General features: G+C 68.4%; 21 protein-coding genes and 2 pseudogenes. 5 read left to right on the top strand and 18 right to left on the bottom strand.

The features are described 5' to 3' along the window. Window positions 1-3 precede the first annotated feature (3 nt). From OZ403_RS13645 to OZ403_RS13620, 6 genes and pseudogenes are all read right to left on the bottom strand, one after another. Window positions 4-990 carry a pyruvate dehydrogenase complex E1 component subunit beta gene (locus OZ403_RS13645; RefSeq protein ID WP_140790149.1) on the bottom strand — a complete coding sequence of 329 codons (987 nt, stop codon included), beginning with the start codon at window positions 988-990 and terminating at the stop codon, window positions 4-6. A gap of 53 nt (window positions 991-1,043) precedes the next feature. Beyond that, a pseudogene (pdhA, locus tag OZ403_RS13640) lies at window positions 1,044-2,116 on the bottom strand (pyruvate dehydrogenase (acetyl-transferring) E1 component subunit alpha). Between the two features lie 184 nt (window positions 2,117-2,300). Further along, a complete protein-coding gene (locus OZ403_RS13635; RefSeq protein WP_140853998.1) occupies window positions 2,301-3,047 on the bottom strand; it encodes a hypothetical protein in 747 nt (248 codons plus the stop codon). 100 nt (window positions 3,048-3,147) lie between these two features. Next, entirely contained in the window at window positions 3,148-4,713 is a 1,566-nt protein-coding gene (locus OZ403_RS13630) for a hypothetical protein (RefSeq protein ID WP_140790143.1), read from the bottom strand. A gap of 74 nt (window positions 4,714-4,787) precedes the next feature. Continuing rightward, window positions 4,788-6,251: an MFS transporter gene (locus OZ403_RS13625; RefSeq protein WP_140790142.1), complete on the bottom strand. Its 1,464-nt coding sequence runs from the start codon at window positions 6,249-6,251 to the stop codon at window positions 4,788-4,790. A 79-nt stretch (window positions 6,252-6,330) separates the two neighbouring features. Then, window positions 6,331-7,011 (bottom strand): NUDIX hydrolase, encoded by a 681-nt coding sequence (locus OZ403_RS13620; RefSeq protein WP_140790140.1) that lies wholly within the window; start codon window positions 7,009-7,011, stop codon window positions 6,331-6,333. Between the two features lie 143 nt (window positions 7,012-7,154). Here OZ403_RS13620 and OZ403_RS13615 point away from each other — a divergent pair, with 143 nt between their 5' ends. The 3 genes from OZ403_RS13615 (at window position 7,155) to OZ403_RS13605 (ending at window position 13,123) form a co-directional block, all read left to right on the top strand. Then, window positions 7,155-9,539 (top strand): bifunctional metallophosphatase/5'-nucleotidase, encoded by a 2,385-nt coding sequence (locus tag OZ403_RS13615; RefSeq protein WP_268784378.1) that lies wholly within the window; start codon window positions 7,155-7,157, stop codon window positions 9,537-9,539. After that, the gene (locus OZ403_RS13610) at window positions 9,540-11,510 is read left to right on the top strand and encodes a hypothetical protein (RefSeq protein WP_268784377.1); all 1,971 of its coding nucleotides are present in this window, start codon (window positions 9,540-9,542) and stop codon (window positions 11,508-11,510) included. A 77-nt stretch (window positions 11,511-11,587) separates the two neighbouring features. Beyond that, window positions 11,588-13,123 carry a hypothetical protein gene (locus tag OZ403_RS13605; RefSeq protein ID WP_140790134.1) on the top strand — a complete coding sequence of 512 codons (1,536 nt, stop codon included), beginning with the start codon at window positions 11,588-11,590 and terminating at the stop codon, window positions 13,121-13,123. Between the two features lie 80 nt (window positions 13,124-13,203). On the opposite strand, the gene OZ403_RS13600 is transcribed toward OZ403_RS13605, so the two are convergent. From OZ403_RS13600 to OZ403_RS13575, 6 genes and pseudogenes are all read right to left on the bottom strand, one after another. Next, the gene (locus OZ403_RS13600) at window positions 13,204-15,051 is read right to left on the bottom strand and encodes a GspE/PulE family protein (RefSeq protein ID WP_268784376.1); all 1,848 of its coding nucleotides are present in this window, start codon (window positions 15,049-15,051) and stop codon (window positions 13,204-13,206) included. Between the two features lie 181 nt (window positions 15,052-15,232). Next, a complete protein-coding gene (locus OZ403_RS13595) occupies window positions 15,233-16,003 on the bottom strand; it encodes a uroporphyrinogen-III synthase (RefSeq protein WP_140874431.1) in 771 nt (256 codons plus the stop codon). 12 nt (window positions 16,004-16,015) lie between these two features. Then, window positions 16,016-16,959 (bottom strand): annotated as a pseudogene (gene hemC / locus OZ403_RS13590) (hydroxymethylbilane synthase). Beyond that, on the bottom strand, window positions 16,956-18,281 hold the full coding sequence (gene hemA, locus OZ403_RS13585) for a glutamyl-tRNA reductase (RefSeq protein WP_140790126.1): 1,326 nt from the start codon (window positions 18,279-18,281) through the stop codon (window positions 16,956-16,958). Before hemA ends, hemC begins: the two are co-directional and overlap by 4 nt. Window positions 18,282-18,283: 2 nt before the next feature. Next, complete coding sequence (locus OZ403_RS13580; protein ID WP_140790125.1) at window positions 18,284-19,102, bottom strand: cytochrome C assembly family protein; 819 nt, start codon at window positions 19,100-19,102, stop codon at window positions 18,284-18,286. Between the two features lie 34 nt (window positions 19,103-19,136). Next, window positions 19,137-19,598 (bottom strand): hypothetical protein, encoded by a 462-nt coding sequence (locus OZ403_RS13575; RefSeq protein WP_140790123.1) that lies wholly within the window; start codon window positions 19,596-19,598, stop codon window positions 19,137-19,139. 100 nt (window positions 19,599-19,698) lie between these two features. Between OZ403_RS13575 and trxA the strand changes: the two genes are divergently transcribed. Continuing rightward, window positions 19,699-20,031, top strand: coding sequence for a thioredoxin (gene trxA, locus OZ403_RS13570; RefSeq protein WP_011552722.1), 333 nt, complete (start codon window positions 19,699-19,701; stop codon window positions 20,029-20,031). 78 nt (window positions 20,032-20,109) lie between these two features. Here the strand turns inward: trxA and OZ403_RS13565 are convergent, their stop codons facing one another. After that, complete coding sequence (locus tag OZ403_RS13565; protein WP_237078274.1) at window positions 20,110-20,811, bottom strand: polyphosphate kinase 2 family protein; 702 nt, start codon at window positions 20,809-20,811, stop codon at window positions 20,110-20,112. Between the two features lie 177 nt (window positions 20,812-20,988). Here OZ403_RS13565 and OZ403_RS13560 point away from each other — a divergent pair, with 177 nt between their 5' ends. Further along, window positions 20,989-21,324 (top strand): hypothetical protein, encoded by a 336-nt coding sequence (locus OZ403_RS13560; RefSeq protein ID WP_090489138.1) that lies wholly within the window; start codon window positions 20,989-20,991, stop codon window positions 21,322-21,324. A gap of 55 nt (window positions 21,325-21,379) precedes the next feature. On the opposite strand, the gene OZ403_RS13555 is transcribed toward OZ403_RS13560, so the two are convergent. The 5 genes from OZ403_RS13555 to mreC form a co-directional block, all read right to left on the bottom strand. After that, window positions 21,380-22,069: a PilZ domain-containing protein gene (locus OZ403_RS13555; protein ID WP_140798024.1), complete on the bottom strand. Its 690-nt coding sequence runs from the start codon at window positions 22,067-22,069 to the stop codon at window positions 21,380-21,382. Window positions 22,070-22,193: 124 nt separating this feature from the next. Then, window positions 22,194-23,321, bottom strand: coding sequence for a rod shape-determining protein RodA (rodA, locus tag OZ403_RS13550; RefSeq protein WP_141253892.1), 1,128 nt, complete (start codon window positions 23,319-23,321; stop codon window positions 22,194-22,196). A gap of 7 nt (window positions 23,322-23,328) precedes the next feature. Next, entirely contained in the window at window positions 23,329-25,368 is a 2,040-nt protein-coding gene (mrdA, locus tag OZ403_RS13545; RefSeq protein WP_140790118.1) for a penicillin-binding protein 2, read from the bottom strand. Continuing rightward, window positions 25,365-25,865, bottom strand: coding sequence for a hypothetical protein (locus OZ403_RS13540; protein ID WP_140790116.1), 501 nt, complete (start codon window positions 25,863-25,865; stop codon window positions 25,365-25,367). Before OZ403_RS13540 ends, mrdA begins: the two co-directional genes overlap by 4 nt. Next, window positions 25,862-26,722, bottom strand: a complete 861-nt coding sequence (mreC, locus tag OZ403_RS13535; RefSeq protein WP_140790114.1) for a rod shape-determining protein MreC — start codon at window positions 26,720-26,722, stop codon at window positions 25,862-25,864. Before mreC ends, OZ403_RS13540 begins: the two co-directional genes overlap by 4 nt. Window positions 26,723-26,857 lie beyond the last annotated feature (135 nt).

The following is a 26,857-nucleotide window of genomic DNA, read 5'->3' as shown; positions in this document are numbered from 1 at the left end:
CGTTCAGGCTCCCTCGCGGTACAGCACCTTCTTCACCGCGGCGATGATCTTCGGTGCGTCCGGCTGGGTCGCGTTCTCCAGGTTCGCTGCATAGGACATGTTGACGTCCAGGCCCGTGACGCGCTCCACCGGCGCGTCCAGGTCGTCGAACGCCTTGGACTGGATGATGTCCACCACGGACGCGCCCACGCCGGCGAGCCCCCAGCCCTCCTCCACGATGACGGCGCGGTTCGTCTTGCGCACGCTCGCCAGGATGGCCTCCTCATCCAGGGGCCGCAGCGTGCGCAGGTCCAGGACCTCCACGCTGATGCCCTCCTTCGCCAACTCCTCGGCCGCCTGCATGCAGAAGTAATACATGCGGCTCCAGGTGATGATGGTGACGTCCGTGCCCTCGCGCTTCACGTCCGCCTTGCCGAGCGGCACGACGTGCTCGCCTTCCGGCACGTGCCCCTTGATGGCGTAGAGCCGCTCGCCCTCGAACATGAGCACCGGGTTCTCGTCCCGGATGGCCGCCTTGAGCATGCCCTTGGCGTCCGCGGGAGTGGCGGGCGCAATCACCTTCAGGCCCGGGAAGTGCGCGTAGTTGGCCTCCAACGCCTGGCTGTGCTGGCTGGACAGCCGGCCGCCGGCGCCCCCTGGACCGCGGAACACGATGGGGCAGCGCAGCTGGCCACCGGACATGTGCCGCAGCTTGGCGGCGTTGTTGACGATCTGGTCCATCGCGAGAATCGCGAAGTTCCAGGTCATCATCTCCACCACGGGGCGCAAGCCCACCATGGCCGCGCCCACGCTCAGGCCGGTGAAGCCCAGCTCGGCGATGGGCGCGTCGATGATGCGCGCGCTCCCGAACTTGTCCAGCAGTCCCTGCGACACCTTGAAGGCGCCGTTGTAACGGCCCACTTCCTCGCCAATCAAATAGACGTTGGCGTCGCGCTCCATTTCCTCGGCGAGCGCCTGGTTCAGCGCCTCGCGGTACATCAACTCGGGCATCGTCGGCTCCGACACGAATTCGAAAAAGGGTTGGTAGACAGGTCAGCGCGCGCCTAGCGGATGAGGCCCGCCTTCTTGTCGGCCGCCTCGGCCTGCTCGCGCGGCTCCAGGTCCCACGTCACCTTCAGCTCCTGCCCACTGGGATACTTGGGCCAGGTCACCTTCTGACCCAACACGCGCTCGCGGGGGCGCACGTCCTCCTCGCCCTCCTCCACGATGGTGTCGCGCCACAGCTCGTCCAGGCTGGGCTCGGGCGACTCGTCGGCGAACTTCACCGCCTGGTCCACCAGCGCATTGACCTCCTCTTCGATGGTCTCGAAGACGTCGTCCTGGGCCAGCCCCTGCTTCTTGATGTAGGCGCGCAGCTTCGGAATCGGGTCGCCCTTGCGCTCCTCCTCCACCTCATGCTTGGTGCGGTAGGTGGCGGGGTCGGCCATGGAGTGACCGCGGAAGCGGTACGTGTTGGCCTCCAGCAGCACGGGGCCCTTGCCGGCGCGGCAGTACTCGGCGGCGTCCTTGACGGCCTCATACATGGCCAGCACGTCCATGCCATCCACCGGCTCGCCGCGCATGTCGTAGGCGCTGGCGCGCTTGTAGATCTCCGGCACCGCCGCTATGCGGGAGATGGCCGTGCCCATCCCGTAACGGTTGTTCTCGCAGATGTAGATGACCGGGAGCTTCCACTTGGACGCCATGTTGAACGTCTCGTGGAGGGCGCCCTGGCTGGCCGCCGCGTCGCCGAAGTAGCAGACGGTGACGCGGTCCTCGTTGCGATAACGGCTGGCGAAGGCCATGCCCGCCGCCAGGGGAATCTGGCCGCCGACGATGCCGTAGCCGCCTAGAAGTGATGCTCGATGTCGAAGATGTGCATCGAGCCGCCCTTGCCCTTGCTGTAGCCGGTGCCCCGGCCCATCAGCTCGGCCATGACCATGCCCGCGTCGCTGCCACGGGCCAGCGGCTGGCCGTGGTCACGGTACGCACTGAGCATGTAGTCATCCGGACGCAGGGCTTCCACCGGTCCCACCGCCACGGCCTCCTGGCCGATGTAGAGGTGGCAGAAACCGGCAATCTTCCCCAGCGTGTACTGCTGACCCGCGCGCTCCTCGAAGCGACGGATGAGGTACATCTTCCGGTACATGTCCAACAGCAGTTCTTTCGAGTACGGGCTGGCCACTGCGGAATGCCTCCATGCTGGCCGCCCACGGAACTCCCGGGGCGGCAAACGCCGAGCGACTCAATAGCCGCGCGGCAGGGGGACTTCAAAGCCTTTCAAACCCCGTCCACGCCAGGTCTGTTTCAGGCGCGGTGCGTCAGGAACCCAGCGCGAAGTGCGGGACGGAAATGACGCCATCCAGCAACTCCACCGGCCGGCCCGAATGGTCCGTGGCCAGATGGATGACGGTGGCCTCTGGAAACTTCCGCCGGTAGTCGTTCGCGTGCGTGGGCTCATTGTCGAAAGCAGCCACCACGCTCCCCAGGCGGCCCAGCCGTGCGTGCGCCTCCCGCTTGAAGGCGTCGTCGTCCTCGGCCAGCGTGGGCTTCATCACGAGGAGCACCCGGTCGTCATCTGGCAGCACCAGGCCGTGACGGCGCATGCAGGAGACGGAGCCTTCCCGCATGGCCTCGTGGCGGCCGGTGACGTAGACGAGCCGCGCCCCGGTGGCCACCACCTCGTGGGTGAAGCTGGCCGCGCCGTCGATGGCCTCGTCGTCCACGCAGTAGTCGCTGGTGAAGAAGCGCTCGGCCCAGAAGCGGCGGGCTTCGGCGAAGTGGGACTCCACCAGGGCGTCCTCCAGGCCGCAGGCACGCATGGCCTCCTTCATGTCCCAACCCGTCACCCAGTGGCGCGGCTCGCAGGCGGCCAGCACGGCCAGCGAGCTGGCGACGCCATATTCCCGGAGGATGCGGGCCTGCCGGGGCCGGTTGTCGAAGAGGGTGGAGTCCAGGTCGAACGCCAGCACGGCGGAGGAGCCCAGGGAGCGGGCGCGCTCCAGGATGGAACGCAGGGTGTCACGCCAGTCGTCGCGGATACGCTTCTTGAAGTCGTCGTAAGCCATGTGCGCCGGGGAGATTACCCGCGCGCGCGCCAGGGTGCCGCCGAATCCTCCTCCGCGGGCGTCATGCGCCCCCCTCCCTGCCTGGAGCGTCGGCCCCGCCTCAGGCCGCGGACTTCCACCCGGAACGGTTGGGGGGCGTTCCGGGACCAGGGTCCGTGAAGCGCTGCATGCGCTGGATGCCGTTGCGGTCCAGCACCAGCCGCACGAACTGGACGGAGTCCTGACGGCGGTCCGTCTCCTCCTCCACCACCGTGAAGCGGAACACCATGTCCACCGGGTAGCGCTTGGTCCCGCGGATGTGGCCCACGGACAGGTCCGCCAGGTCCACGTACTCCAGCGCCAGCTCCGGCTCGTCCATGTCGCGAAGGAAGCGCTCCACGTTGAGGCGGAGGATGTCCGTCACGCCCGTCAGCCCCCGCTGCGTGCGCGGCAGGTGCCGAGCATCCAGGACAATCTGCTTCTGGTAGCGGATGACCGTCTCCGACAGCTCACCCTGCGTCGCGGTGAGGAAGTCGTCGCGCTGACGCAGCGCCGACACCGTGTCCGGCACCTTCAATGAGGGCCCGTAGTCCACCCGCTCCTCGCACGCGCCAATGACGCGCCCGGTGACGGGGTCCACCAGGTTCGTGGTCCGGTCCGCCAGGTGCATGGCCGCCGCCCGGCTGAGCATCCGGCGCAGGCCTTCCTTGATGCGGTCCTTCACCATGTACCCCACCACGAGGATGAGGAAGAAGTTGAGGCTGGCCTGCGCGTAGCGCTCCTGCGCCCAGAAGGCCACCGCGGTGGCGACCGTCATCGCCACGCCCGCGGCCAGCGCGAAGAGCATCTCCTCCCAGCCCTGCCGCTTCTGCCGCCGCTTCGACGACAGGAACAGCACGTTCATGCAGAACTTCTTCAGGAAGCCCAGCCGAAGGATGTACTCCTCGTTGTCCCCCGTGGGGCTGAGCACGCTGCGCAGCCGGTGCTCCTTGCGGTACGCCTCCTCCCGCAGCACCGCCTCCATCAGCCCCTTGCGCAGCCCATGCCACGGCTCGCCGCGAGGCAGCGACTTCATGTCCGCCACCGCGCGCCGGAAGCCGCCCTCCACCAGCAGGCTGACGTATTCGTCCACCAGCCGCAGCGACGCCCGCGAGCGCTCCTGCAGGTGCAGCTCCCCCACCGCGCGCAGCCACACGCGGAAGCGCGCCAGCACCTGCGTCACACCGGCCTGCATGGCCAGGACCTCGGACTCCAGCACCGCGCACGCGTCCGTCGGCAGCGCCGCGGGGCCCTCGCACCGCGACTCCACCCCGGTGGCGAAGCGGCGCAGCGCACCGCGAAGCACGCAGGACAGGAGCTTGGCCTGGTACACGACGTCCTTCTCGGACCCCATCCCCGTGCGCAGCCACGCCTCCAGGCGCACCAGCGGCGAGGTGTCCGAGCCCAGCAGTTCGTTCACCGCCATCACCGGCGTCTTGAAGCGCACGTAGTTGTGGATGTCCGCGTAGAAGTCCGCCCGCGGGTACGTCTCCGCGTCGATGTTCAGGCTCCCCGGCAGGAAGAGATACGCCTCCACGAGGTAGCGCGTCTCATCCGCCCCGGAGGGCTGATACTCGAGCTTGATTTCAAACTGCTTCCGGTCGTGGACCTCGAAGCGGCTCTGCAGGGGTGCGGGTGACTGGGACACACCGGGAGTCTACGCTACATCCCTGTCACGCGGGAGTGACCCCAACGTCACACATCGTTGGGGCCACACGGATATCACCCGCCAGTACCGGTCCGATTCGCTGGCGCCGCCGGGGGCACCGGCAGGGTGGCCGGCACGGGCGTGGACTTCGGCTGGGGCCGGGCGTTCCACACCTGGGTGGCCAGCAGCAGCCCGAGGAAGGACAGCGGCAGCATGGCGTAGGGCCAGTTGCCCCAGTTGGCGGCGGTCTTCGCCTCGTCACCCATCGGCAGGATGGAACCCAGCAGGATGGACTGCAGCGCGGTGCCCGCGTACACGGCGCCGTCGATGATGCCAACCGCGAGGCCGGCGTTCTTCTTCCCACCGAAGTCCATGCTGGCCGTGCCGGACAGCATGCCATGCACGCCAATGACACACAGGGACATGAAGATGACCGTCCAGCCCAGGGCCACGCTCTCCAGGACGAACACGGAGATGACGGCGCCCACCGACATGCCGGCGTAGAGCACGGCGGACACGGGGCCGCGGCGTGAGTCGAAGACGCGGTCGCTGATGACGCCGGCGAACATGCCGCCGGTGATGCCCGCCACGCACAGCAGCATGCCCCAGTTGGCCGCGACGAAGGACTCGCCGAGTCCCGTCGCCTTCGCGAACTTGGGGTACCACTGCATGATGGCGTTGCGCATGAAGCCGCTGCAGAACTCGATGAAGAGGATGATGATGATGGCGCGGTTGGTCAGCATGCGCTTCAGCACGCCCGCCACCCCCAACTGAGGCCCGGTCTCTCCGGAGGACGCGTCCGCGGTGTCGAAGTCCGGATGGCCCGCATGGCTGGGCGTGTCGCGGATGACGAAGTAGTCCACCACCAGGAACACGGCGAGGATGGCCGCGGGCACGAAGAACGCCCAGTAGGTGGGCGCGGCCTTCACGATGAGCCGGCTCCAGTCGTAGGCGAAGTAGATGCCCAGCGAGATGAGGATGCCGAACACGCCGCCCAGCAGGCCGCGCTCGCGCACGTGGAACCAGGCCGCGTTCACCTTGACGATGGAGACCGCGCCGAAGCTCTGGAAGTACATGTTGACGGCGTAGAGGAACGACAGCGTCGCCACCAGGCCGCCCGGCGGCGCCCAGTTGTGCGTCAGCACCGCGTACACCACGCCGCCCATGGCCACGTTCGCCACCGCCGAACCCGCGGCCGACATCAGGATGGTCTTCCGGCCACCCAACTTGTCCGTCAGCGGGCCGTTGAGGAGGAAGGCCACGCCGTAGACGGCGGTGCCCCACGCGAAGATGGTGCCGAAGTCCGCGTTGGAGGTGCGGTCCCCCATGGCGCTGGTGGCCACGTTGAGGTTGTAGCGCCCCATGTAGAGGAACGCGTACGTCATGCCCAACGGGAACCAGTTGAAGAACCGGCGGCGCTTGAATGCCTCCGTGTGCCCCAGCTCCACCTTGGGCAGGCGCGCGAGGACGAGGCCGATGGCCCCCAGGAGGATGAGGATGGGCAGGAACTGGGCCAGCCAGGGGGGCAGCGACGACATGCAGCGACCTCTGCGGTGGATTGCGGAACGCCGCGCACCCTACCCCGGCACGCGGCCGCGCGAAACCAATGCACGCCCTTCAGGGCTGAAGGGCGAGCAGCCGCGTCAAGGCGACTTCCGTCTTCGCATCCGGGATGTCACCGCGCCGGCACGCGTCCAACACGTCCTGGATGGGACGCCAGTGCAGCTGCGTGCCCTCCTCTAGGGGCGAACCATCCCCTTCGGGCTCCTCGGGTGACAGCTCGGTGACGTCCACCGCGGCGGGAAACACCTTTTCGGACAGGATGCCCGGCGCCAGGAAGAAGGCGCCGCCCAACAGCCGGATGTCCTCCGGATTCACGTTGAACCCGGCCTCCTCATGCACCTCTGCCGCGGCGCGGCGACGCAGGCCTTCCTCGCCCTTGTCCTCCGGCTCCAGCAGTCCCGCGACAATTTCTTCCACGCGCAAGTAGCCAGACGCAGGGTCTGGAACGGTCATCGCGCCCCGGTTGTCCTTCCGGAAATACGCCGCGGGCCGGAGGTTCATCCGCGTCAGGACCTCCAGGCCTGACGCACCGCGGCGATAGACGAGCACCGCCACCGCGTCCAACCGGGGCCGGTCCACCACGTCCACTCGGTATACGGGAGAGGAAGAACCGTCCGCGCGCCGGTTGCGGCAGCGCAGCCGCCGAACCCTGAGGAAGCCCTCGTCGCACCTCGCGGTAGACGAGAAATCCTCGATGATCTCGATGTCAGTCACACTGGAATGACGCTGCCGCATGTCCGCCTGCTCTCCTGTGGAGTAGGAACGCCGATGGCAGGAACCTGGCCCGCCATGGTGGCGTTGCTTGCCCGACAAAGCTTGATCCCGTACCTTGCGCCCGCTTTACCGCTGTCTCCCCTCTGAAACACGGAATTCTCTTGATGCGTCGCCTCCTGCTCGGCCTCTGCTGCGCCCTGGCATCTGCTTCGTGCATGCCGGTGTTGGAAGGCCAGGACTACAACCTCGAGGGGCAGGAGGTGCGTCTGACGCTCCTTCATACCTCGGACATTCATTCGCGCCTCATCCCCTATGACTTCACGCCGTTGAAGACGGACGTGGACCTGGGGACCATCCCGGAAGCGGGCCCCTTCGGCGGCGCCACGCGCATGGGGGCGCTGCTCAAGCGCGAGCGCTCCCAGGGCGAGCGTGTGCTGCACGTGGACTCGGGCGACTGCTTCCAGGGCGCGCCCATCTTCAACCTCAACACCGGTGAGGTGGAGTTCAAGTTCCTCTCCGAGGCGCGGCTCGACGCGGCCGTCGTGGGCAATCACGAGTTCGACGCGGGCCTCCTCAATTTCACCCAGATGGCGCAGCAGCACGCGATGTTCCCGCTGCTGGCGGCCAACTACTTCTGGGACGACTGGCGGGCGAACGGCAACCACCAGACGGCCCTGGAAGTGGAGCCGTACACCATCCGCAACGTGAAGGGCCTCCGGGTGGCCATCATCGGCATGGCCAACATCTCCTCGCTCAACTCCATCGTCGAAGGTGGCAACAGCCTCCAGGTGACGCCGCTGGAGCAGAACGAGGTGGCGCGCGCCTACGTGGACCTGCTGCGCCCCGTCACCGACCTCATCGTGCTGGTCAGCCACCTGGGCCTCCATGAGGACCAGGACGTCATCCAGGGCTACGACGCCTATTACGAGTACTCCCGCGCCAAGGCCTACGTGCAGCGCCAGAAGGAGCCCTGGCAGGTGCTGGAGTGGTTCGGCCCCGAAGGGGACGACAAGTCCGTGGTGCGCGTGCGCATCCCCGGCGTGGTGGGCGTGGACGCGGTGATGGGTGGCCACCTGCACGTCGTGCTCAACCCGCCGCAGCTGCTCACCGACCCCGCGGGCCGCAAGGTGGTGCTCGCGCACTCTGGCGCGTTCGCCAAGTACGTGGGCCGGCTGGAGCTGGTGGTGAAGATGCCCGAGGTGCTCGGCACCGGTGAGGGCGGCGAAATCATCAGCCAGGACTTCCGCGTGTTCCCCATGGACGCCCTGTGGTGCGACGACGCCATGCGCCGCTTCCGCCACGACAACAACGTGTTCTGGGCGGAGGGCCAGTTCCTCCGCGACGAGCGCGTCCGTCAGGCCATCCAGGCGTGCACGAACCAGGAGGACCGGATGACCACGCATCTGCTCCAGCCGTACATCCTGGGCATGGACTTCAACTTCCAGCTGACGTCCATCTTCTCCTACGCGCCGCGCGACGTGCAGCGCCGCAACAACTCCACGGGTGGTGACTCGCCGCTGGGCAACATCGCCGCGGACTCCATGCGCAAGCGCCGCCGCGTCGAGGCGGAGATGGCGCTCACCAACTCACTGGGCATCCGCGACAACCTCTACGCGGGCGTGGTGAGCCAGGAGTCGATGTTCAACGTGTTCCCGTTCGAGAACACCATCAACATCATGTACCTCTCCGGCAAGGAGATGCAGGAGATGTTCGACTTCGTCACCGAGCGCTCCGCGGAGCGCGGCTGCGTCAGCCAGGCGCAGATCTCCGGCGCCCGCTTCACCATGGACTGCGCCCAGGTGCAGGTGAACGACCTGCAGACCGCCTGCAACCCGGCGCTCAACGGCACGGACTGCCCCAACCAGGACCGCCAGGGTCATGCGCCGTGGCAGTGCCTGGTGGACCAGAGCAACGACTCCAGCGTGGGCCGCTGCTACGCGCACCCGGGCACCGACATCCAGATCAACGGCAAGCCGCTGGACATCACCGGCACGTACAAGATCGCCGTCAACGACTACATCGCCAAGGGTGGCTCGGGCTTCAACGTCCTCAAGCGCAACACCACCCGCATCGAGACGGGCATCTCGCTGCGCGACTCGCTCATCGGCTACATGCAGGGCTTCTGCACCTGCGAGGACATCCTCGCGGGCCGCCAAACGTCCAAGTCGGGCCACTACTGCGGCAACCTCATCAACGGCCGCTGGACGGTGAACGAACAGGTGGTGGGCTCCTGCCGCGCCGCCGCCGACTTCAAGGCCGCGCTGGACAAGCAGGTGGGCAGCTGCGACTGCAAGGATCTGCTGGCGCTCCCCTCGGACGCCGCGGAGCGCTGCGGCGTGCCGGGCCTGACGGCCGAGGACATCCAGAGCCAGTGCGACGTGCCGGAGGGTCCGTACACAGGCCGCTGCAGCTGCCGGGATGTGCTGGCGGGCAACAACCCCATCTGCGGCACGGTGACGAACCAGCTGCGGAACTTCTGTGAGAACCCCACCTCCGTGTCCATCGCGGACGCGGTTGAGGATTCCCGTATCGGCCGGAGGGTGAAGTAAATGAAGCGCCTGCTCTTCCTGTCGGCCCTGGCGGCGGCCGGCTGTTACACCCAGGAAACGCCTCAGCCTGATGGCGTCGCCTCGTTCCGGGTCAACCTCACGGGCATCTACACCGGCGGCACGCGTACCCCGCTGCCGGTGGTGAATGAGTGCGCCACCGCGCACGGCGGCCAGAACCAGGTGCCGCTGGAGGTTCGCGGCACGGCGGACTGCCGGCTGGCCCTGCCCCGAACGCCGGTGGACTTCGACGTGGAAATCCTCGCCCTGGACGCGAAGGGCCAGCCCATGGAGTCGTTCAACGGGCCGGTGTCCTTCCGCACGGTGCCGGGCAACCTGATGGGCGAGTACCGCTACCGCTGGACCCAGCTCACCAACGGCCGGGGCACCGGCACGGTGCGCGCCGGCCAGCTCTACGGCGACGCCCACGTCTGGGTGCAGGATGAACCGCCGCAGGTGGACTACGCCGACGGACAGGTCGTTCCCGGCGAGCTGCCTCAGGAGCCGGCGACCCGCACCAACTCCACCGGCCTGTCGCGGATGATGAAGTTCGAGGAGCCGACCATCGCCACGGTCCAGGTTCCGCAGAACAGCGATCAGCTCACCGCATACGCCGGGACGTACATGCGCATCGGGCGCAACCCGGAGGCCGGCTCACCGCTGCTGCAGAACTGCCCCGAGGGTGACCCGAACGACAAGCAGCCGGTGACGCTGCTGGTGACGGGCACGGACCCGGGCGGCTTCTTCGTCACGGACATGACGGCCTGCCGCGTGGGCGAGAACAGCGTCCCGGGCGCCAACATCCAGACGGGTGAACCGGACGGCAACTACCCCGGCCGCTTCAACTCGCTCTACGTCTACAACTACTCCTTCCCCGAAGGGCTCGACCCGGGCGACCTGCTGTGGTCGGTGTCCGGCTCCGTGCAGGAGTTCACCGCCACCACGCAGCTCACCTTCCCCGCCTGGACGGTGCGCGAGCGCGTCCGGCTGCTGCCCCAGACGGAGTGGGACAAGTATCTGAAGTTGTCGCCGCCGGTGGAGATCAACGGCCGACTGTGCGGCTACAGCGGCTCGCTCTACATGACGGACCCGCTGTGTGGTTACAGCTACGGCAACTACAAGATGGAGAGCCTGGAGTCGTCACTGGTGAAGCTCAGCCGGGTGAAGTTCCCGCGCGTCTTCCACAACTGTGACGCCAACGGCAACGGCAGCGTCCCCTTCTTCTGTCCCAATACCCGCGCGGGGACGTGGGGAAGCTGCGGCACGGACAACCCGAATGATCCGGACATCGCCGAGCGGCAGTGCAACATCGACTGCACCATGGGCATTGGCCAGTTCGCCGGCGTCCACTGCGCCGAGCGCAACACGTACAACGGCTTCGGCCAGTTCGTCGTGGAGATGAACCCCACCGGCGCCGCCGCGGCGGGCCTGGACGAGTCCGTCCCCGGGCGCATCCAGACCTTCACCGCCTCCGTCAACGCGGACCCCACCGTCGTCAACTGGGCCCAGTCGGACACGTTCAGCAGGGATCAGCGCGTCAACGTGTCGTGCGACAAGCCGGCCAACGTGCGCTTCGGCGCCAACGGCACGCCGGTGACGCTGGCGGCCCAGACTCCGCTGCAGCACACCATGGCCTCGGGCGAGGGCGTCGTGTACGCCTCCGTCCAGAACCGCGAGGACGGCACCCTCACCTGCAAGGTGGCGGCGGACGCGCGCACGCGCATCAACCTGGTCACGAAGGACGCGGTGCCGGACCTGGCGCCCGACTGCAGCGAGGATGACCCGAACGCCGAGGCGGCCCAGCAGTGCCGCAATCTGCATGCGGCCACCTTCGACGTCGTGGGCCACCTGCGGCAGGTGAGCGCCGCCCGCCCGCGGTGGAACGTGTTGCCTCGCGACCTGGACGACATCTGCTGCTACCCCGGCCCGGGCATGGAGTGCCCGAAGCCGATCCGGCCTTGCGTCAATCCGTAGTCTTCTGATGATTCTCGCGACCCGGTGACGGGAAGCAGGGAGGAGCGGTCCACTGGACCGCTCCGTGGAGAGGGACATTGAAAACGCTGCAGAAGCTGGCCCTGACCGGCCTGATTTCCCTGAGTGCGCCCGCGTGGGCCAGTGACTTCGTGGACACCCGTCTGTCGTTCGTCTTCGCGGACGACAACGTGCTCGCGGGCTCTGGTGAAACGACGCCGAACAGCCCCAATGCGCGGTTCGGCGCCGGCAACCAGAACACGCAGTTCTACGACAACTTCAACACCCGGTTCTCCGGCTTCGAGTCCCTGTCGAACGTGGTGCTCTACAAGCGAGCACCGGCCTTCTTCGAGGGTTTGACGACCGAAGCGGCGCTGACGCTGCTGGTGCTCGAGCGGCCGTCGGGTGGCGTCGACATCCGCGACAACTCCAGCTACATCCGCCTCAACTATCAGCCGCCGGGCTGGAGCGAGAAGGAAGGCATCTCGCTCGTCGGCTTCCCGGTGTCCGCGGACCGTTTCCGTCTGGGCTATGCGTACCGCATCTCCTGGGGTGGCAGCGGCGTGTTCACCACCCGCGCCGCCACCAACGGCGTGCCCGGCGGCAAGCTGCAGATCACCCGCGACAATTGGTACGCGTACGTCGGCGGCAAGACGGCGCTCATGCAGAACGAGCTCATCCGCGAGGAAGAGACCAAGTACGGCCTCATGGCCGGCGCGGGTTGGGACATCCTGGAGACGCTGCGCGTCGAGGCGGGCGGCGGCTACTTCCAGAAGGGCCTGGTGCCCGGCCTGGCGACGCTCGGCGTGGAAGCGCCGGTGAACGCCGCGGGTGTGTCCGGACAAGTCGTCTACCACGTGGGTGTGCCCGTCGGCACCAGCGTGGACTTCCGGCTCTACAAGAACGACCCGGACATCTATCAGCGCTTCTTCGCGCCGGAGCAGTACCCGGGCGGCCTGTCGTACACCGTGTCGCTGGAAGGCAGCTACCTGTCGCAGACGCTGGAGAAGCCCAACGACTTCGGCGCCACCAAGCCGCAGGGCGCCACCGCCGTGGCCCTCCAGGCGCGCGCGAAGTACGACCTGCTCCGCGTCAGCCTCCTCGGCCTGTACCGCAGCCTTTCCTTCATCCAGTTCGAGGTGCCGGGCTTCCCGCCGTTCCAGGACTTCCCGGAGGGCACGGAGCTGAAGCCGGAGATGTTCATCGCGGTGGGCGCGGACTACCACCTGCCGAAGCTGCACTTCACGCCGGGTTTCATCCTCGGTGTGCAGCAACCGGCCTCGTTCCGCAGCCCCACGCCGGTGCTGGGCGGCAACAACCCACCGCCGAACCTCATCGGCACGCGCACCGTCGTGGTGCGTGACGTGAATCAGCTCAGCATCCTTCCGGAGACGTGCGGCCGCGGCAGCGCGGCGTGCAAGGCGGAGCCCATCTACTCCGCGAAGGCCACGTTCCGCTGGGACCTGTCCGACTCCGTCGCCGCCGTCGGCGAGGTCTACTACACGTACGACACCAACCGGACCACGTTCCGGGACGACGTGACGGGTGTGGCGCAGCCGAGCTTCGAGCGCCCGCACGCGCTGGGCTTCAACACGATGCTCCAGGCGCGCTTCTAGTCCACCACCCTGCCCCACCTGGGCAGCCGGAAGGACTCCGCGGCCCGGTCTCTCCTCGTGGGAGGCCGGGCCGTCGCGCGTCAGACGGTCGTCATCCGCACCACCTCGTCGAAGGCGGTGAAGCCCTGGGCCAGCTTGCGCACGGCGGCCTCGCGCAGTGTCCGCATGCCGGAGCGCCGGGCCGCATCCACCATCTGCGAATAGGGGGCCTCGCGGGCGATGAGGTCTCTCAGCTCGCCCGCGCTGGTGACGATTTCGAAGACGCCCGTGCGGCCCACGAAGCCGGTGCCACGGCAACGCACGCACCCTGCCCCCTTGAGCAGACGCACGCCACCGGGCAGCAGCGGCAGGGGGGCCTGGAGCGCGAGCAGTTCGTCCGGCGTCAGCGTCGTCTCCTGCGCGCAATGACTGCACACCCGTCGCAGCAGGCGCTGCGCCATGACGCCCAGAAGGCTCTGCGCCAGGAGGAAGGACGGCACGCCCAAATCCCGCATGCGCGCCACCGCGCCCAGCGCGTCGTTGGTGTGCAGCGTGGACAGCACCAGGTGGCCGGTGAGCGCGGATTGAATCGCGTTCTCCGCCGTCTCCGGGTCGCGAATCTCGCCCACCATGATGACGTCCGGGTCCTGGCGGAGGATGTGGCGCAGCGCTCCGGCGAAGTCGAGCCCCACCTTGGGCTGCACCTGCACCTGGTTGAAGGCGTCCCACACCATTTCGATGGGGTCTTCGATGGTGGTGACGTTGACGTCCGGACCCGCCAGCGCCTTGAGCGCGGAGTAGAGCGTCGTCGTCTTGCCACTACCGGTGGGGCCGGTGACGAGGATGAGCCCGTGTGGCTGGTCAATCCAGGACTCGAAGGCGCTCTTCTCCTCCGGGTCGAAGCCGAGCTGGGCGATGTCCTGCACCAGCGTCTCCGGGTCGAAGATACGGATGACCACCTTCTCACCGAACGCGGTGGGCAGCGTGGACACGCGGAGTTCGACCTCTCGGCCGTCGCGCTCCGTCTTGATGCGGCCGTCCTGCGGCTTGCGGCGCTCGGAGATGTCGATGCGCGCCAGCATCTTCACGCGCGAGACGATGGGTGGATGCACCGGCGCCGGCAGCGTGTGCACCGGATGCAGCACGCCGTCGATGCGCAGACGCACCACGCTGGTGGTGCGCTTGGGTTCGATGTGGATGTCCGAAGCGCGATTGTCGAACGCGTAGCGCAGCAGGTAGTCCACCGCCTGCACCACGGGCCGGTCCGACGCCTCCAGCTCCTGGGTGCCACTGAGCGAGACGAGCTGCTCGAAGTTGGCGACCTGGGCTCCAGCGGCGGCGCTGAAGTCGTCGGCGGCGCGCGCCAGCGTCTTCTTGAAGCCGTAGATGTCGCTGATGGACTTGAGGATGTCCGCCTTCGCGCTGAGGACGGGCTCCACAAGCAGCCCCGTCAGGCGGTGGAAGCTCTCGAAGAGCTCCCGGTCGAATGGGTTGGCCACCGCCACCAGCAGCCGGCCCTGCGGGGTGCGCTCCAGGGGAAGCAGCACGTGCTTCTGCGCGTAGGGCCTGGACACGGTGCGCGTGGCCAGCGCCATGTCGAGCTTGAGCGGGTCAATCTTCCGGTAGGTCATGCCGGCGGCGCGCGCGGCGGCCTCCGTGACGCGGTCCTCGTCCAGCACGCCTCGGCCGTTGGACAGCGGCACCTGGAACGCCGCCACGATTTCCACCGGAGACACGTCGTACCGCGCGGCCTCCTTGCCGCCGCCCGTGGTCCCCTGATGGGCCTTGAGCACCCGGGCGCGCGCGGCGCCCTCGCGGGCCAGCACCTCCTGGGCCTGCTGGGGTTGCAGCAGCCCCTGGGCAACGAGCGCCTCCAGCACGAACAGCGTGGTGAAGTCATCCCGGCTCTTCGGAGCAGTGCCACCCACGCCGCTCACTGGCTGTACCAAGCGCGTCTCCTTACACCCCGGCCGCCCGCCGGAGTGCGACCCCGAAGCGTACCAGACGGATTCCGGCACACAGCGGTGCACCGAGCGGAAAACACCCATGGTGCCCTCCGCGCCACCAGCCAGGCATGGAGCCGCTGTCAGGCCCGTCATGCGGCCGTGCGGGCACGGCGCCGCGCCACCGTCAGTGCACGGTGCTCGTCACCGCGAGCACGGCGGCATCCACCAGGGACTCTGGCGTCGGCCGCTCCGCGACGGCCGCCGCGGGCACGCCCAGCCGCTCCAGGGCGGACGCCGTCGTTGGACCAATCGCCACCACCCGTGCGGTGGCCAGGCGCTCGCGTCCGGCCTCTTCCACGAAGGCCTCGGCCGTGCGCGGCGAAGCGAAGAGCACGACGTCCGGCGGTGAGGCATCCAGCAAGGCCAACGACTCCGGTGGCAGGGGCGCGGGCGTGGCGCGATACGCCGTCACCCGCGTCACCAGGAGGCCGTGCTCTCGCAGCCCGTCTTCCAGCTCACGCCGGCCTTCCTCGGCGGCGGGAAGCAGGACTTCGTCACCCGGTTGCAGCGCATCCTTGATGAGGTTGAGCAGGGCCGCGCCCGTGCCCTCGGAAGGTTCGGCGACCACGTCCAGGCCGTAGCCCTCCGCGGCGCGCGTCGTGCGCGGCCCCACGGTGGCCACCTTCACCCGCTGTATCCGGTCCTGGGTGCCCGCCTCGCGCAGGGCCTCCATCAGCGCATCCACGCCGGTCGGGCTCGCGAACACCACCCAGGCGTAGCGCTGGATGTGCTCGGCCGCTGACGCCAGCGGACGTGGGTCCTCCGGAGGATGCAGTTCCAGAAGGGGCACGCTCAGCACTTCAGCGCCCTCATCCTCCAGGAGGAAGCACAACTCCTCGGCCCGCTCACGCGGGCGCGTCACCAAGACTCTCTTGCCTTCCAGTCGCCGTTCCACGCGAGCGCCAGTCTAGGACTCCCGCGCCTCGGAGCGGCGCGCGAAATCACGCAAGATGTCCGCCGCCCCACGCGACAGCAGGTCATCCGCCAGGGATTCACCCAGCGCATGGGCCCGCGACACGGGGCCGCGCACCTCGCCCCGCACCACGTGTGTGCCATCCGGACGTCCCACGAGTCCGCGCAGGAAGACGGTGTCGCCCGACACGGTGGCATGCCCGGCCAGGGGCACGGTGCAGCCCCCCTCCAGCTTCGCCAGCAGCGCGCGCTCGGCGGTGACGGCGATGCGCGTGGTGGCGTGCTCCAGCGGCGCCAGCAGCTCGCGCACGCGCGCATCGTCCGTGCGGCACTGGATGGCCAGCACGCCCTGCCCCACCGCGGGCAGGCTCACCTCGGGCGGCAGCACCTGGGTGATGACGTCCTCCAGGCCCAGGCGCTTGAGTCCGGCGTAGGCCAGCAGCGCCCCCGCGAGCCCCTGCTCCCGCGTCCTCGCCAGGCGCGTCTGCACGTTGCCGCGCACGCTGACGATGTCCACGTCCGGCCGGCGCGAGCGCAGGATGCAGCTTCGGCGCAGCGACGACGTGCCCACGCGCGCGCCCTGGGGAAGCGTGTCCAGCGTCAGCCCGCCCAGGCCACAGAAGACGTCGCGCGGGTCCTCCCGCTCCGGTACCGCGGCGAGCATCAGCCCTTCCGGGAACACGGACGTCATGTCCTTGAGGCTGTGCACGGCGACGTCCGCGCGGCCATCGAGCAGCGCCTGCTCGATTTCCTTCACGAACAGGCCCTTGCCGCCCACCGCGGACAACGGAGCGGACAGAAGCGGTCTCCCTCGGTGGTCATCTCCACCAGGGACACTTCCAAACCGGGATGATGCGAGGTCAGCAGCGCGCCCACGTGACGCGCCTGCCAGAGCGCCAGGGGACTCTGCCGGGTGGCGATGCGCACGGGCGCCATCACTTGCCCCCCGTGGCGACCTGGACCGGCGCGGCCATGACGGAGGGCGCGGCGGCGGCGGTGCCAACCTCCTCCTCCAGCAGCCCGAACAACTCGGCGGCGGCCCCCGCCAGGCGGTTGCCCTCCCCTTCCGGCCCCACGGCGCGCAGCCGCGCGGTGGGCTCATGCAGCAGCTTGTTGACGATGGCTCGACCCATGGCCTCGATGCTCTTGCGTTGCTTGTCGTTGAGTCCGTCGCCCAGGGCGCCCAGCGTGCGCTCCACCTCGGAGCGGGCAATGGCTTCCGCGCGCTGACGCAGTCGCGCCAGCACCGGCGTGCCCTCACGCAGCGCGCGCTCCTTGACGAAACGCGCCACTTCCTGCGCGACGAGCACGCCCGCCTTCTGCGCCTCTTCCGCGCGCGCCGCGGCGTTGTCCGCGACGAACTTCTGGATGTCGTCCACGTCGTACGCGTGCACCCAGTCCAGCGTGCCCACGGCCGGGTCGATGTCGCGCGGCACCGCCAGGTCCACCATGAACAGCGGCCTCCCCCGGCGCCCGCGCCCCAAGGCGCCCACGTTGTCCCGCGTGAAGAGCGGCACCGGCGACGCCGTGCTGCACACCACCACGTCCGCCGCGGCCACCAGAGCGAGCAGCTCCTCGAAGGGCCGCGCCTGTCCGCCCACCTCCGCCGCCAGCGCCTCCGCGCGCGACAGGGTGCGGTTGGTGACATAGAGCTTCGACGCGCCGGCCTGCTTCAGGTGGCGCGCCGCCAGCTCGCCCATCTCCCCCGCGCCCACCACCAGCACCGTCTTGCCCGCGAGCCCGTCGAACACCTTGCTGGCCAGTTGCACCGCCGCCGCCGCCATGGACGTGGCCGCGCGGCCAATGGCCGTCTCCGTGCGCACGCGTTTGGCGCAGCTGAACGCGGCCGCGCAGGCGCGCATCAACTCACCGCGCACCGCGCCCGCGCCCTGGCCCCGCTCGAAAGCGTCCTTCACCTGGCCCAGAATCTGGGCCTCGCCCAGCACCATGGAGTCCAGGCTGCACGCCACGCGGAACAGGTGCACCAGCGCCGCCTCGCCCTGGTGCTCGTAGAGGTGCTCCAGGGCTTCCACGCCGCCCAGCACCTGCAGCTCCGCCAACGCGCGCTGCCGCGCCATCGCCGTGTCCGGCGCCAACAGGTACACCTCCACGCGGTTGCAGGTGGACACCCAGAGGGCCTCCACGGGCGACTGGGCCAGCCGCTGGAGCACGTCCACCTGACGCGACTCCGGCAAGGCCAGTCGCTCGCGGACGGTAAGGGGCGCCGTCCGGTGGGACAGGCCAATGCAGATGAGCTCCATACTCAGGGCATCCTCATGGCCGCCTCCGAGGGCGACGACACGTCATACGAGGACAGGAAGGACACCATGACCAGGCAGAACCCCGCCATGGTGAGGAAGGCCACCCGCCGCCCCCGCCAGCCCGCGACGGAACGCGCCACCAGCAGCGCGGCGAAGACGGCCCACGCGACGAGGGTGGCCAGCGTCTTCCCATCCACGGTCCAGGGGCCCGGCGTGGTGCCCACGAAGAAGGCCCCCGTGGCGAGCGTGATGGACAGCGCCAGGAAGCCCCACACCACCAGGCGCCGGTTCAGCGTGTCCAGGAACTCCAGGGAGGGCAGACGGGAGAACAGCAACCCGAAGCGCTTGGCCTTCACCTGCCGCTCCATGAGCACGTACATGACGCCCACGCCCGCGGCCACCGCGAACGCGGCCAGCCCCAGCAGCGCCAGGGTGATGTGCAGCGGCAACAGCGGCTGACGCACCCCGGGAGGCAGCGGCGCCTGCCCGCCCTGCATCAGCAAGCCGGGCAGCAACGCGGCCAGCGCCAGCGGCGTGAGAAAGGCGCCGATGACGGGCCGGCGGTAGCGCACGTCCAGGAGCAGGAAGATGGCCAGCAGCAGGAAGGCCAGCGCGGAGAAGCCTTGCGCCAGGCCCACCGGCCGCCCGCTCTGCACCCCGAGCAGCTCGAAGAGCGCCACGCCATGCAGCGCCAATCCACCGCCCACCAGCACCCGCCCGGCCGTCGCCAGGGCCTCGGACTGGCGGACCAGGTAGGCCAGGTAGACGATAGCGGCGATGCCATACGCGTGGCAGGCGAGCGAGACGAGCGTGTGGCTCATAGGGGCAGGCTCATAACCACGGGAGACGGACGAATCAGCCCATCTTGTTGAGGATGAAGGCAGCCAGAAGGTCTGCTTCAGAGTCCGGCTTCTTGTCCGCGCCCTCTGGCCTGGGCGCGCCGGCGGCGACCTCCGCTACATACCCTGGAACGACCTCATAGGCGTTGTCCCCCACCAGCACCGAGTCGGCCATCTGCTCGGCACCCAGTCGGGCAAGTTGCTCCTCGGTCTTCACCCGGGCCACCAACCCCTGGGTGTCCTCGCCCGACACGAGCTGGACGAAGTGGACCGCGGGCGTGAGGGGGAAGGCCACGCCGCCTTCCGCCATCACCACCAGCCGGCCTTCGCGCAGGTCTGCTTTGTCCGCCAGCGCCCACTCCTCGAGCTGGGTCTGGGGCAGGAAGAGCTTCGTCACGCCTTCCAGCTTACACCAGCCACCCCTCCCCTGGGGGAACGCTTGGGGGAAATGGTTGAAACAGGCGCCATCCATCCGCATCTGAGCCGCCAGATTGGCTGATGGCCGGCCGATCCTTGCAGGCCCACCGGACGCGTACTACACGCGACGGCGGTGCCCGGACAGGGCACGAGGAGACACCATGGCAGGCGCGGACGTGACGAACATCGGGGATGGCGACTTCAAGCAGCAGGTCCTGGACTCCCAGGAGCCCGTGCTGGTGGATTTCTGGGCGACGTGGTGCGCGCCGTGCCGCGCCATCGCGCCCTCCATCGAAGCGCTGGCCTCGCAGTACAAGGGGCAGGTGAAGTTCGCCAAGCTCAACATCGATGAGAACCAGGACACGCCGCAGGAGTACGGCATCCGCTCCATCCCCACCCTGCTCCTGTTCAAGGGCGGCCGCGTGGTGGAGCAGATTGTCGGCGCGGTGCCCAAGGCCCGCATCGAAGAGGCGGTGAAGAAGGCCCTGACGTAGACTCGCCGCGCTGCGGGGTCGGACGCGCGAGAGAGCCCTGCTGCTCTTCCGCGCACCACCCGTGCGCCTCCTCCTGTCTCAGCCCAGCAACTCCACGCAGCGGCGGAGCACCTCCAGCCGCGAGTAGCGCTTGTCGTTCCCTGGCACCACGTGCCACGGCGCGTCGGGGCGGTGCGTGCGGTCCAGCATCTCCTGGATGGCCGCCTCGTACTTCTTCCACTTCGCCCGGTTCCGCCAGTCCTCGGGCCCCAGCTTGTAGCGCCTGGCCGGGTCCGCCTCGCGCTCGCGAAACCGCTGCAGCTGCGTCTTCTTGTCGATGTGGATGAAGAACTTCACCATCCGCACACCGTCCGCGGTGAGCATGTGTTCAAAAGCATTGATTTCATCGTAGGCGCGCCGCCATTCCGCCGGCTTCGCGAAGCCCTCTACCCGCTCCACCAGCACCCGGCCGTACCAGCTCCGGTCGAACATGCAGACCTCGCCCGCGCCCGGCGTCTTGCGCCAGAAGCGCCACAGGTAATGGTGTCTGCGCTCGTCCTCTGACGGCGAGGAGATGGGCCAGACCTTGTAACCGCGCGGGTCCATCAGCGTGGTGAGCCTGCGAATGGCGCCGCCCTTGCCGGAGGCGTCCCAGCCCTCGAAGACGATGACGGCCTTCCGCCCCGCCAGGTAGTTCTGGATCTGCAGCTCGAAGACGCGCTCCTGGAGCGTTTTGAGCGTCTTCTCATATTTCGCGTGTTCACCCGCCGAGACAGACGGGTCGACCGCTGCGAGTGTCACAGTGCCGTGAGGACATACGGGAAATACGTATCCATTTGCAGTCTTGTCATCAATTTTCTGAGATCGTTTACGAGTCAAGACAGACCCTCCAAGGTTGTATTGACAGCGATGACTTCAACCGCCAAATAGGCACATAGCAGTGTCTGTGTTGGCTGACTGTTTTCACTTGGAGTATTCATGGCACGTCCACGCAAAGAATTGTCCACCGTCCCGCTGACGCCGGCCATGGTGAACTGGGCCGAAGCATTGGGAGACGCCATTGGACGCGGCATGCTGCGCGCGCTCAACGACGGGATGCCCAGGCTGGGGAGCACCTCGCCCAGCTCCACCGCGCTCACCGCGGGCCGGCGCCGCGGCCGTCCGCCGAAGGTGATGGCGGGCGCCAGCCTGGTTTCACTGGATCGCCGCTGCACCATGGAGGGCTGTACTCGCGAGCAGCGCTCGAAGGGTCTGTGCTCCGCGCACTACCAGGCCGAACGCCGCCGCCAGATTTCGGGCAGCAAGTCGGCCTGAGTGCCTGCACACCGGACACCCGCCCACGGCCCTGGGCGATGACCGGTCCAACGCATCAGCCCTGCCAAGGGTCGGAAACGGACGACGTCGCCTTGAGCAGCTCCCAGGCCGCCAGCACGTCCACCACGCGCTCCACCTCGTTGGGCAGGGAGCGAGCCCGCTGGGACTTGAGATAATCCTCCGCGAAGGCCCGCAGCCGCATCCCCACGAAGAGCCGCGCCAGTGCCACCTCCGTCTGACCGCTGAAGTCGAGGAAGCGCACGCCAAAGCCGCTGCGGCCCTCCGGCCCGTTCCCCCGCTCCTCCCGCACGATTTCCGCGCGCGCCTGCACGGGCGCGGCGCCCGGCTCCAGCGCGAAGCTCACGCCCAGCACGGTGCCCAGCGGCAGATAGAAGGTGCTCTCCAGGAACGCCCCGCTGACGCTGACGTTGACGGACACGAGGCTCGCCTCGAAGCGACGCTCGCCCGCCTCGTCATCCACCCACACCTCGAAGCGCGTGGCGAGCTGGGCGCGGGGAAAGTGACGGTGCTCCGCCTCGCCCTGATTCATCTCAATCAACGGCGAGAAGGTCGGCCTCGGCTCGGGGCTCACCGCCGCCACGTTGCCACCAGGACGCGCCGGAACCACCGCGGGGCGGACCTCCTTCACCGGCGCCGCGGCCTGCGCTGGCGCTCGCGCGGGCGCGCGCACCGGCGCCTCCACCCGCGTGCTCCCGACTGCCTTCTGGCCACCCTTCCTCTGCATGACGCGTCCTCATCTGCCCGGGAGGACTCGCCCCACGTGCGTTGGTGGGGTGATTCATACACCACCCCATGCCGCGCGCCGAGAAACGCTTGCGCCCGTCTCGCGAGGATAAATCCGGAAATTCTCAGAACATGTGACGGCGCATGCTGATGTTCACCAGCAAGCCGATGCTGAGCATCACGGAAAGCAGGGATGAGCCGCCATAACTCATCAACGGCAGGGTGATTCCCGTCACCGGCAGCAGGCCAATCACCATGCCGATGTTCTCGAACACCTGCCAGAAGAGCATCGCCACGACGCCCACCGCGACGAAGGCGCCGAACCTGTCGCGCGCGTTGAACCCCACGCCCAGGCCGAAGATGAAGATGGCGCCATAGAGCACGAGCAGGACGATGCACATGACGAAGCCATGCTCCTCCGCCCACACGGAGAAGATGAAGTCGGTGTGCTGCTCGGGCAGGAAGCGCAGGCCCGTCTGGGTGCCCTCGCGCCAGCCCTTGCCGGACACGCCGCCGCTGCCCACCGCGATTTTCGACTGCGCCGCGTGATAGCCGCTGCCGCGCAGGTCCGCCTCGGGGTCCAGCCAGCCGGAGATGCGCTGGCTCTGGTGCTTCTTCAGGTGGTGCCGGACGATGGTGGGCCGAGGCTCCGGCACGTCGCGGATGTAGTCGTTCCAGATGACGATGCCGGCGGCGAACACGCCCGCCACCAGCGTGGCCACCAGATACCAGCGCACCTTCCCGAAGAGGATGATGGTGAGCGACGACAGGCCAATCATCAGCGCGGTGCCCAGGTCCGGCTGCACCAGCACCAGCGCGAAGGGCACGAAGACGACGAGCACCGGCTTCCACAGCCGCGTCAGGCTGTAGGAGGGCGCATTGGGCTGGAAGTCGTCGTGGTAGACCTTGGCCAGCATCAGCACGACGCCAATCTTCATGAACTCCGCGGGCTGCATGCGGAACGGGCCGATGACGAACCAGCTCTCCGCGCCCTTGGCCGTGTGGCCGAAGAAGCGCAGCGCGATGAGCAGCAGGATGTTGCCCACGTAGATGGGCAGCGCCATGCGCTGAATCCACCGGTAGTCCACCAGGCACACCACCAGCACGGCGACCATGCTGATGCCCAGGTAGCCCATCTGCGAGCCCCAGACGGGCGAGTGCGGCGGCCGTGACGCCGAGGCGAGGTTCCAGATGCCCAGCCCGCACACCGCCAGCACGGAGAAGATGAGGCCCCAGGGGATGTGGGGCACCATCCGGCGCTCAATCCGCAGTTGCACGCGTGCGATCCTCTTCATCGCCCGGAAGCCGGGCCGGTGGCCGTACCCTTCGCGTCAGCGCCGCCTCGTCGGCTGAGGGCGCGCGCGTCACGGAGGACGGCGTGTAGGGCTGATTGGGACGCGGCGGCGGCGCCGTGGCGTCCAGCTTCTTCAAATCGAAGTACTTCTGGAACACCGCCATCGCGGTGGGCGCCGCGTCCGAACCGCCGTGGCCGCCGTGCTCGTTGAGCACGACGATGACCAGCTCCGGCTTGTCCGCCGGCGCGAAGCCCGCGTACCAGGCGTGGTCGCGCTCGAAGTAGCTCATCTGGTGCGTCCGCAGGCGGATTGCCCCCAGGCGGGCCACCTGCGCGGTGCCCGTCTTGGACGCCACCAGGATGTCCTTGTCCCGCATGTGATTCATGCGCGCGCGATAGGCGGTACCGCCCGGCTCGTGCGCCACCATCACCAGGCTCTCCACCACTGCCTTGAGGTGCGCGGGCGGCAGGTCCACCTTGCGCACCACCTCCGGCTGGAACGACTCGATGGTCTGCCCGTCCAGGTCCTCCAGACGGTTCACCATCTGCGGCTTGTAGAGCGTGCCGCCGTTGGCGATGGCCGCGTACACCAGCGCCAGTTGGAGCGGCGTGACGTTGTTGTCGCCCTGGCCAATGGAGCTGTTGAGCGCCATGCCCTTGGTGTAGCCGCCGGGCGACGCCTTGTCGTGGTAGGCGCTGGTCGGCATGATGCCCGGGACCTCGGCCACCACGTTGACGCCCGTGGGGCTGCCCAGGCCCAGGGCCTTGCCCATCTCTCCAATGGGGTCCAGGCCGATGGTGTCCGCCACCTTGTAGTACCAGGTGTCGCACGACGACTTCATCGCCGTGAAGCCATCCACGAGCCCGTGTCCGGCGTCCCTGTGGCAACGCCAGGTGCGCGCGCCCAGGCGGTAACCACCGGGGCAGTTCACCACCGTCTCCGGGCGGAAGGCGCCGGACTTGAACGCGGCCAGCGCGGTGACGACCTTGAAGGTGGAGCCCGGGCTGTAGTGCTCGGCGGCCACGCGGTTGATCATCGGGTCCAGCGGATCTCTCGACAGGAGCGCCATCTGGGCGGGCGTCACGCGGCCGGTGAGCAGGTTGGGGTCGAAGCCCGGGCGCGACACCAGCGCGCGGATGAAGCCCGTGTTGACGTCAATGGCGACCACCGCGCCCGTCACGCCGGGGAAGGCCCGCTCCGCCTCCTCCTGCAGCCGCATGTCGAGGGACAGCACCAGGTTGCTGCCCGGACGCGGCGACACCACGGCGTTGTCGCCCAGCTTGTCGTTCAGCTCTTCAATGGTCTGCCCGCGCGCGTTCACCACTTCCTTGCGCACACCGTCGGTGCCACGCAGCCGCTGCTCGAAGTAGCGCTCCAGCCCGCGCCGGCCAATGTAGTCCCCCAGGGCATAGCGGGCGCCGTCGCCATTGAGGCGCTCCAGCTCCTCCTGGGTGATTTCATTCATGTAGCCCAGCACGTGCGACAGCACGGAGTTGGTGCGGTAGTGCCGGTGCGGCACGGGCGCCACCTCCACGCCGTCCAGGATGTCGCGGCGCGCGGCCAGCCGGTCGTACTCGTCGCGCGACAGGTCCACGCGCACCGGCACCGGCTGGAAGGGGGCGTTGCGCCGCCCCATGCGCACCATGTCCTCCACCTTCTTGCGCTGGTCCGGGTCCCACTGGAGCAGCTCCGCCAGGCGGGGGATGACCTGCTCGTAGCAGTCGGTGCAGAAGGCCGGGGTGATGAAGGCGTCGAAGGACGGACGGCTGTCCACCAGGATGGTGCCTCGCGCGTCCTTGATGACGCCGCGGTCGGCGCGCAGCCGCACCTCCTTGACGAAGTTGGCCACGCTCTTGGCGGCGTACTCCTCGCCCCGGGTGATTTGCAGCCGGTAGAGCTGGATGGAAATCAGCCCCAGGCCCGCCACCATGGCCAGGCCCAGCCACAGGAAGCGCCGCTTGAGCTCGCGCCCCGGCGTCGTGTTGCCCAAGGTGGGTGGCGTCACCGCAGCAACCCCGCGGGCCGCTCCTGAGACGCCTCGAAGCGCCGCAGCAACGGGTAGAGCGCCAGCGCCGCGATGCCCGTGAGCGCCACCTGCAGCGGCATCTCCGCCAGCTGCGAGCCCGGACCGTCGTCCTTCACCGTCAGCCAGGTGAAGAAGGTGGCCAGCAGCGAATGGCCCACGTCCGCGCCCATGGCGAACAGGGCGAAGGCCAGCGGGCCCCGGACTTCCACGAAGGTCGGCACCAGCCTTCCCACCAGGAAGATGAACACAGCCAGGAAGGTGTAGAGCCAGGTGGGCTGCCCGCTCATCAGGTCGAGCAGATATCCCACCGAGAAGGCGGAGAAGGTCCCTTCGAGCAGCGAGGCCCGCAAGGCCAGGAACGCCACCAGCACCACGGTGACGTCAATCCGGCCGAGCTCCAGGCCCGCCTGCTTCACCAGGACCGATTCCAGCGTGAGCAACGCCAGCGCCAGTGCGACAGACACCAGGAACTTCATTTCGACGCGCCCTCCGCGGTGCTGCCCGGCGCCATGGCGCTGTAGGGGCTGCCCACCACCAACACCTCTTCCAGCTTGCTCGTATCCACCGCCGGAACGATGTCCGCGCCCTGGAACATGCCGTGCTCCTTCTTCTCCAGGTTCGTCACGCGTCCCACTACCACGCCGGGAGGATAGATGCCGTCCGTGCCCGCGGTGATGATGAGGTCACCGTCCTCGACATCCTCGGTGCGCAGCATGTTCTCCAACTTCAGGGGCCCGCCTCCCGTTCCCGCCGCCGTACCCCGGGCCCGCGAGCGCTGCACACGCACCGCCACCCGGCTCTGCGGGTCCGTCACCAGCGCCACATCCGCATACCCGCCCGTCGCCCGGATGACCTGTCCCACGATTCCGTCCGGCGTCACCACGGACATGCCGCGAAACACGCCCTGCTGCTCGCCACTGCTGATGCGGACCGACAGCAGCTTCGCCACCGGATTGACGCCCACCACCCGCGCGGGGATTTCCGGCCCGGGCTCGGCCTCCGCGTAGTTGAGCAGCTTGCGCAGCCGCTCGTTCTCCATCCGCGACTCACCCAGGGACTGCACCGCCGCGCGCAGTTGGAGGTTCTCCAGCCGCAACGCGTCATTCTCCTGCCGCACGCCCCGGAGGTCCAGGTAGTTCTGGACCCCAGCCACCCCGCCCTCAATGACGGACGTCAGCCCCTGTTGCACGGGGGACGCCACGGCGATGATCGCCCGGTCGACGAAGTTGGGTTCCCTGCCCTTCCGGCCACCGAGCAGGAAGGCCACGAGCGGCGAAAGGAGCAGAAAGCCCACGATGAGGGGGCGGTAGTACCGCTTCAGGAGCGACCACACAGGCAGGAGTTTCCGGGGGTGTAATGGGGGAGCAGGGGCTGGCTAAGGGCTCTAAATCGCTTGCATTTTCCGGTGCGTTGTCCTAGGCAGTCAAGGCCTGCATGGGGGGCGGTTCCTGGTCCACCACCCACCGGC

Source organism: Myxococcus sp. NMCA1 (assembly GCF_026810205.1).
Classification (GTDB): domain Bacteria; phylum Myxococcota; class Myxococcia; order Myxococcales; family Myxococcaceae; genus Myxococcus; species Myxococcus xanthus_A.
The sequence above is the reverse complement of the archived record's forward strand: the minus strand, read 5'-3'. Positions and strand labels throughout refer to the sequence as shown.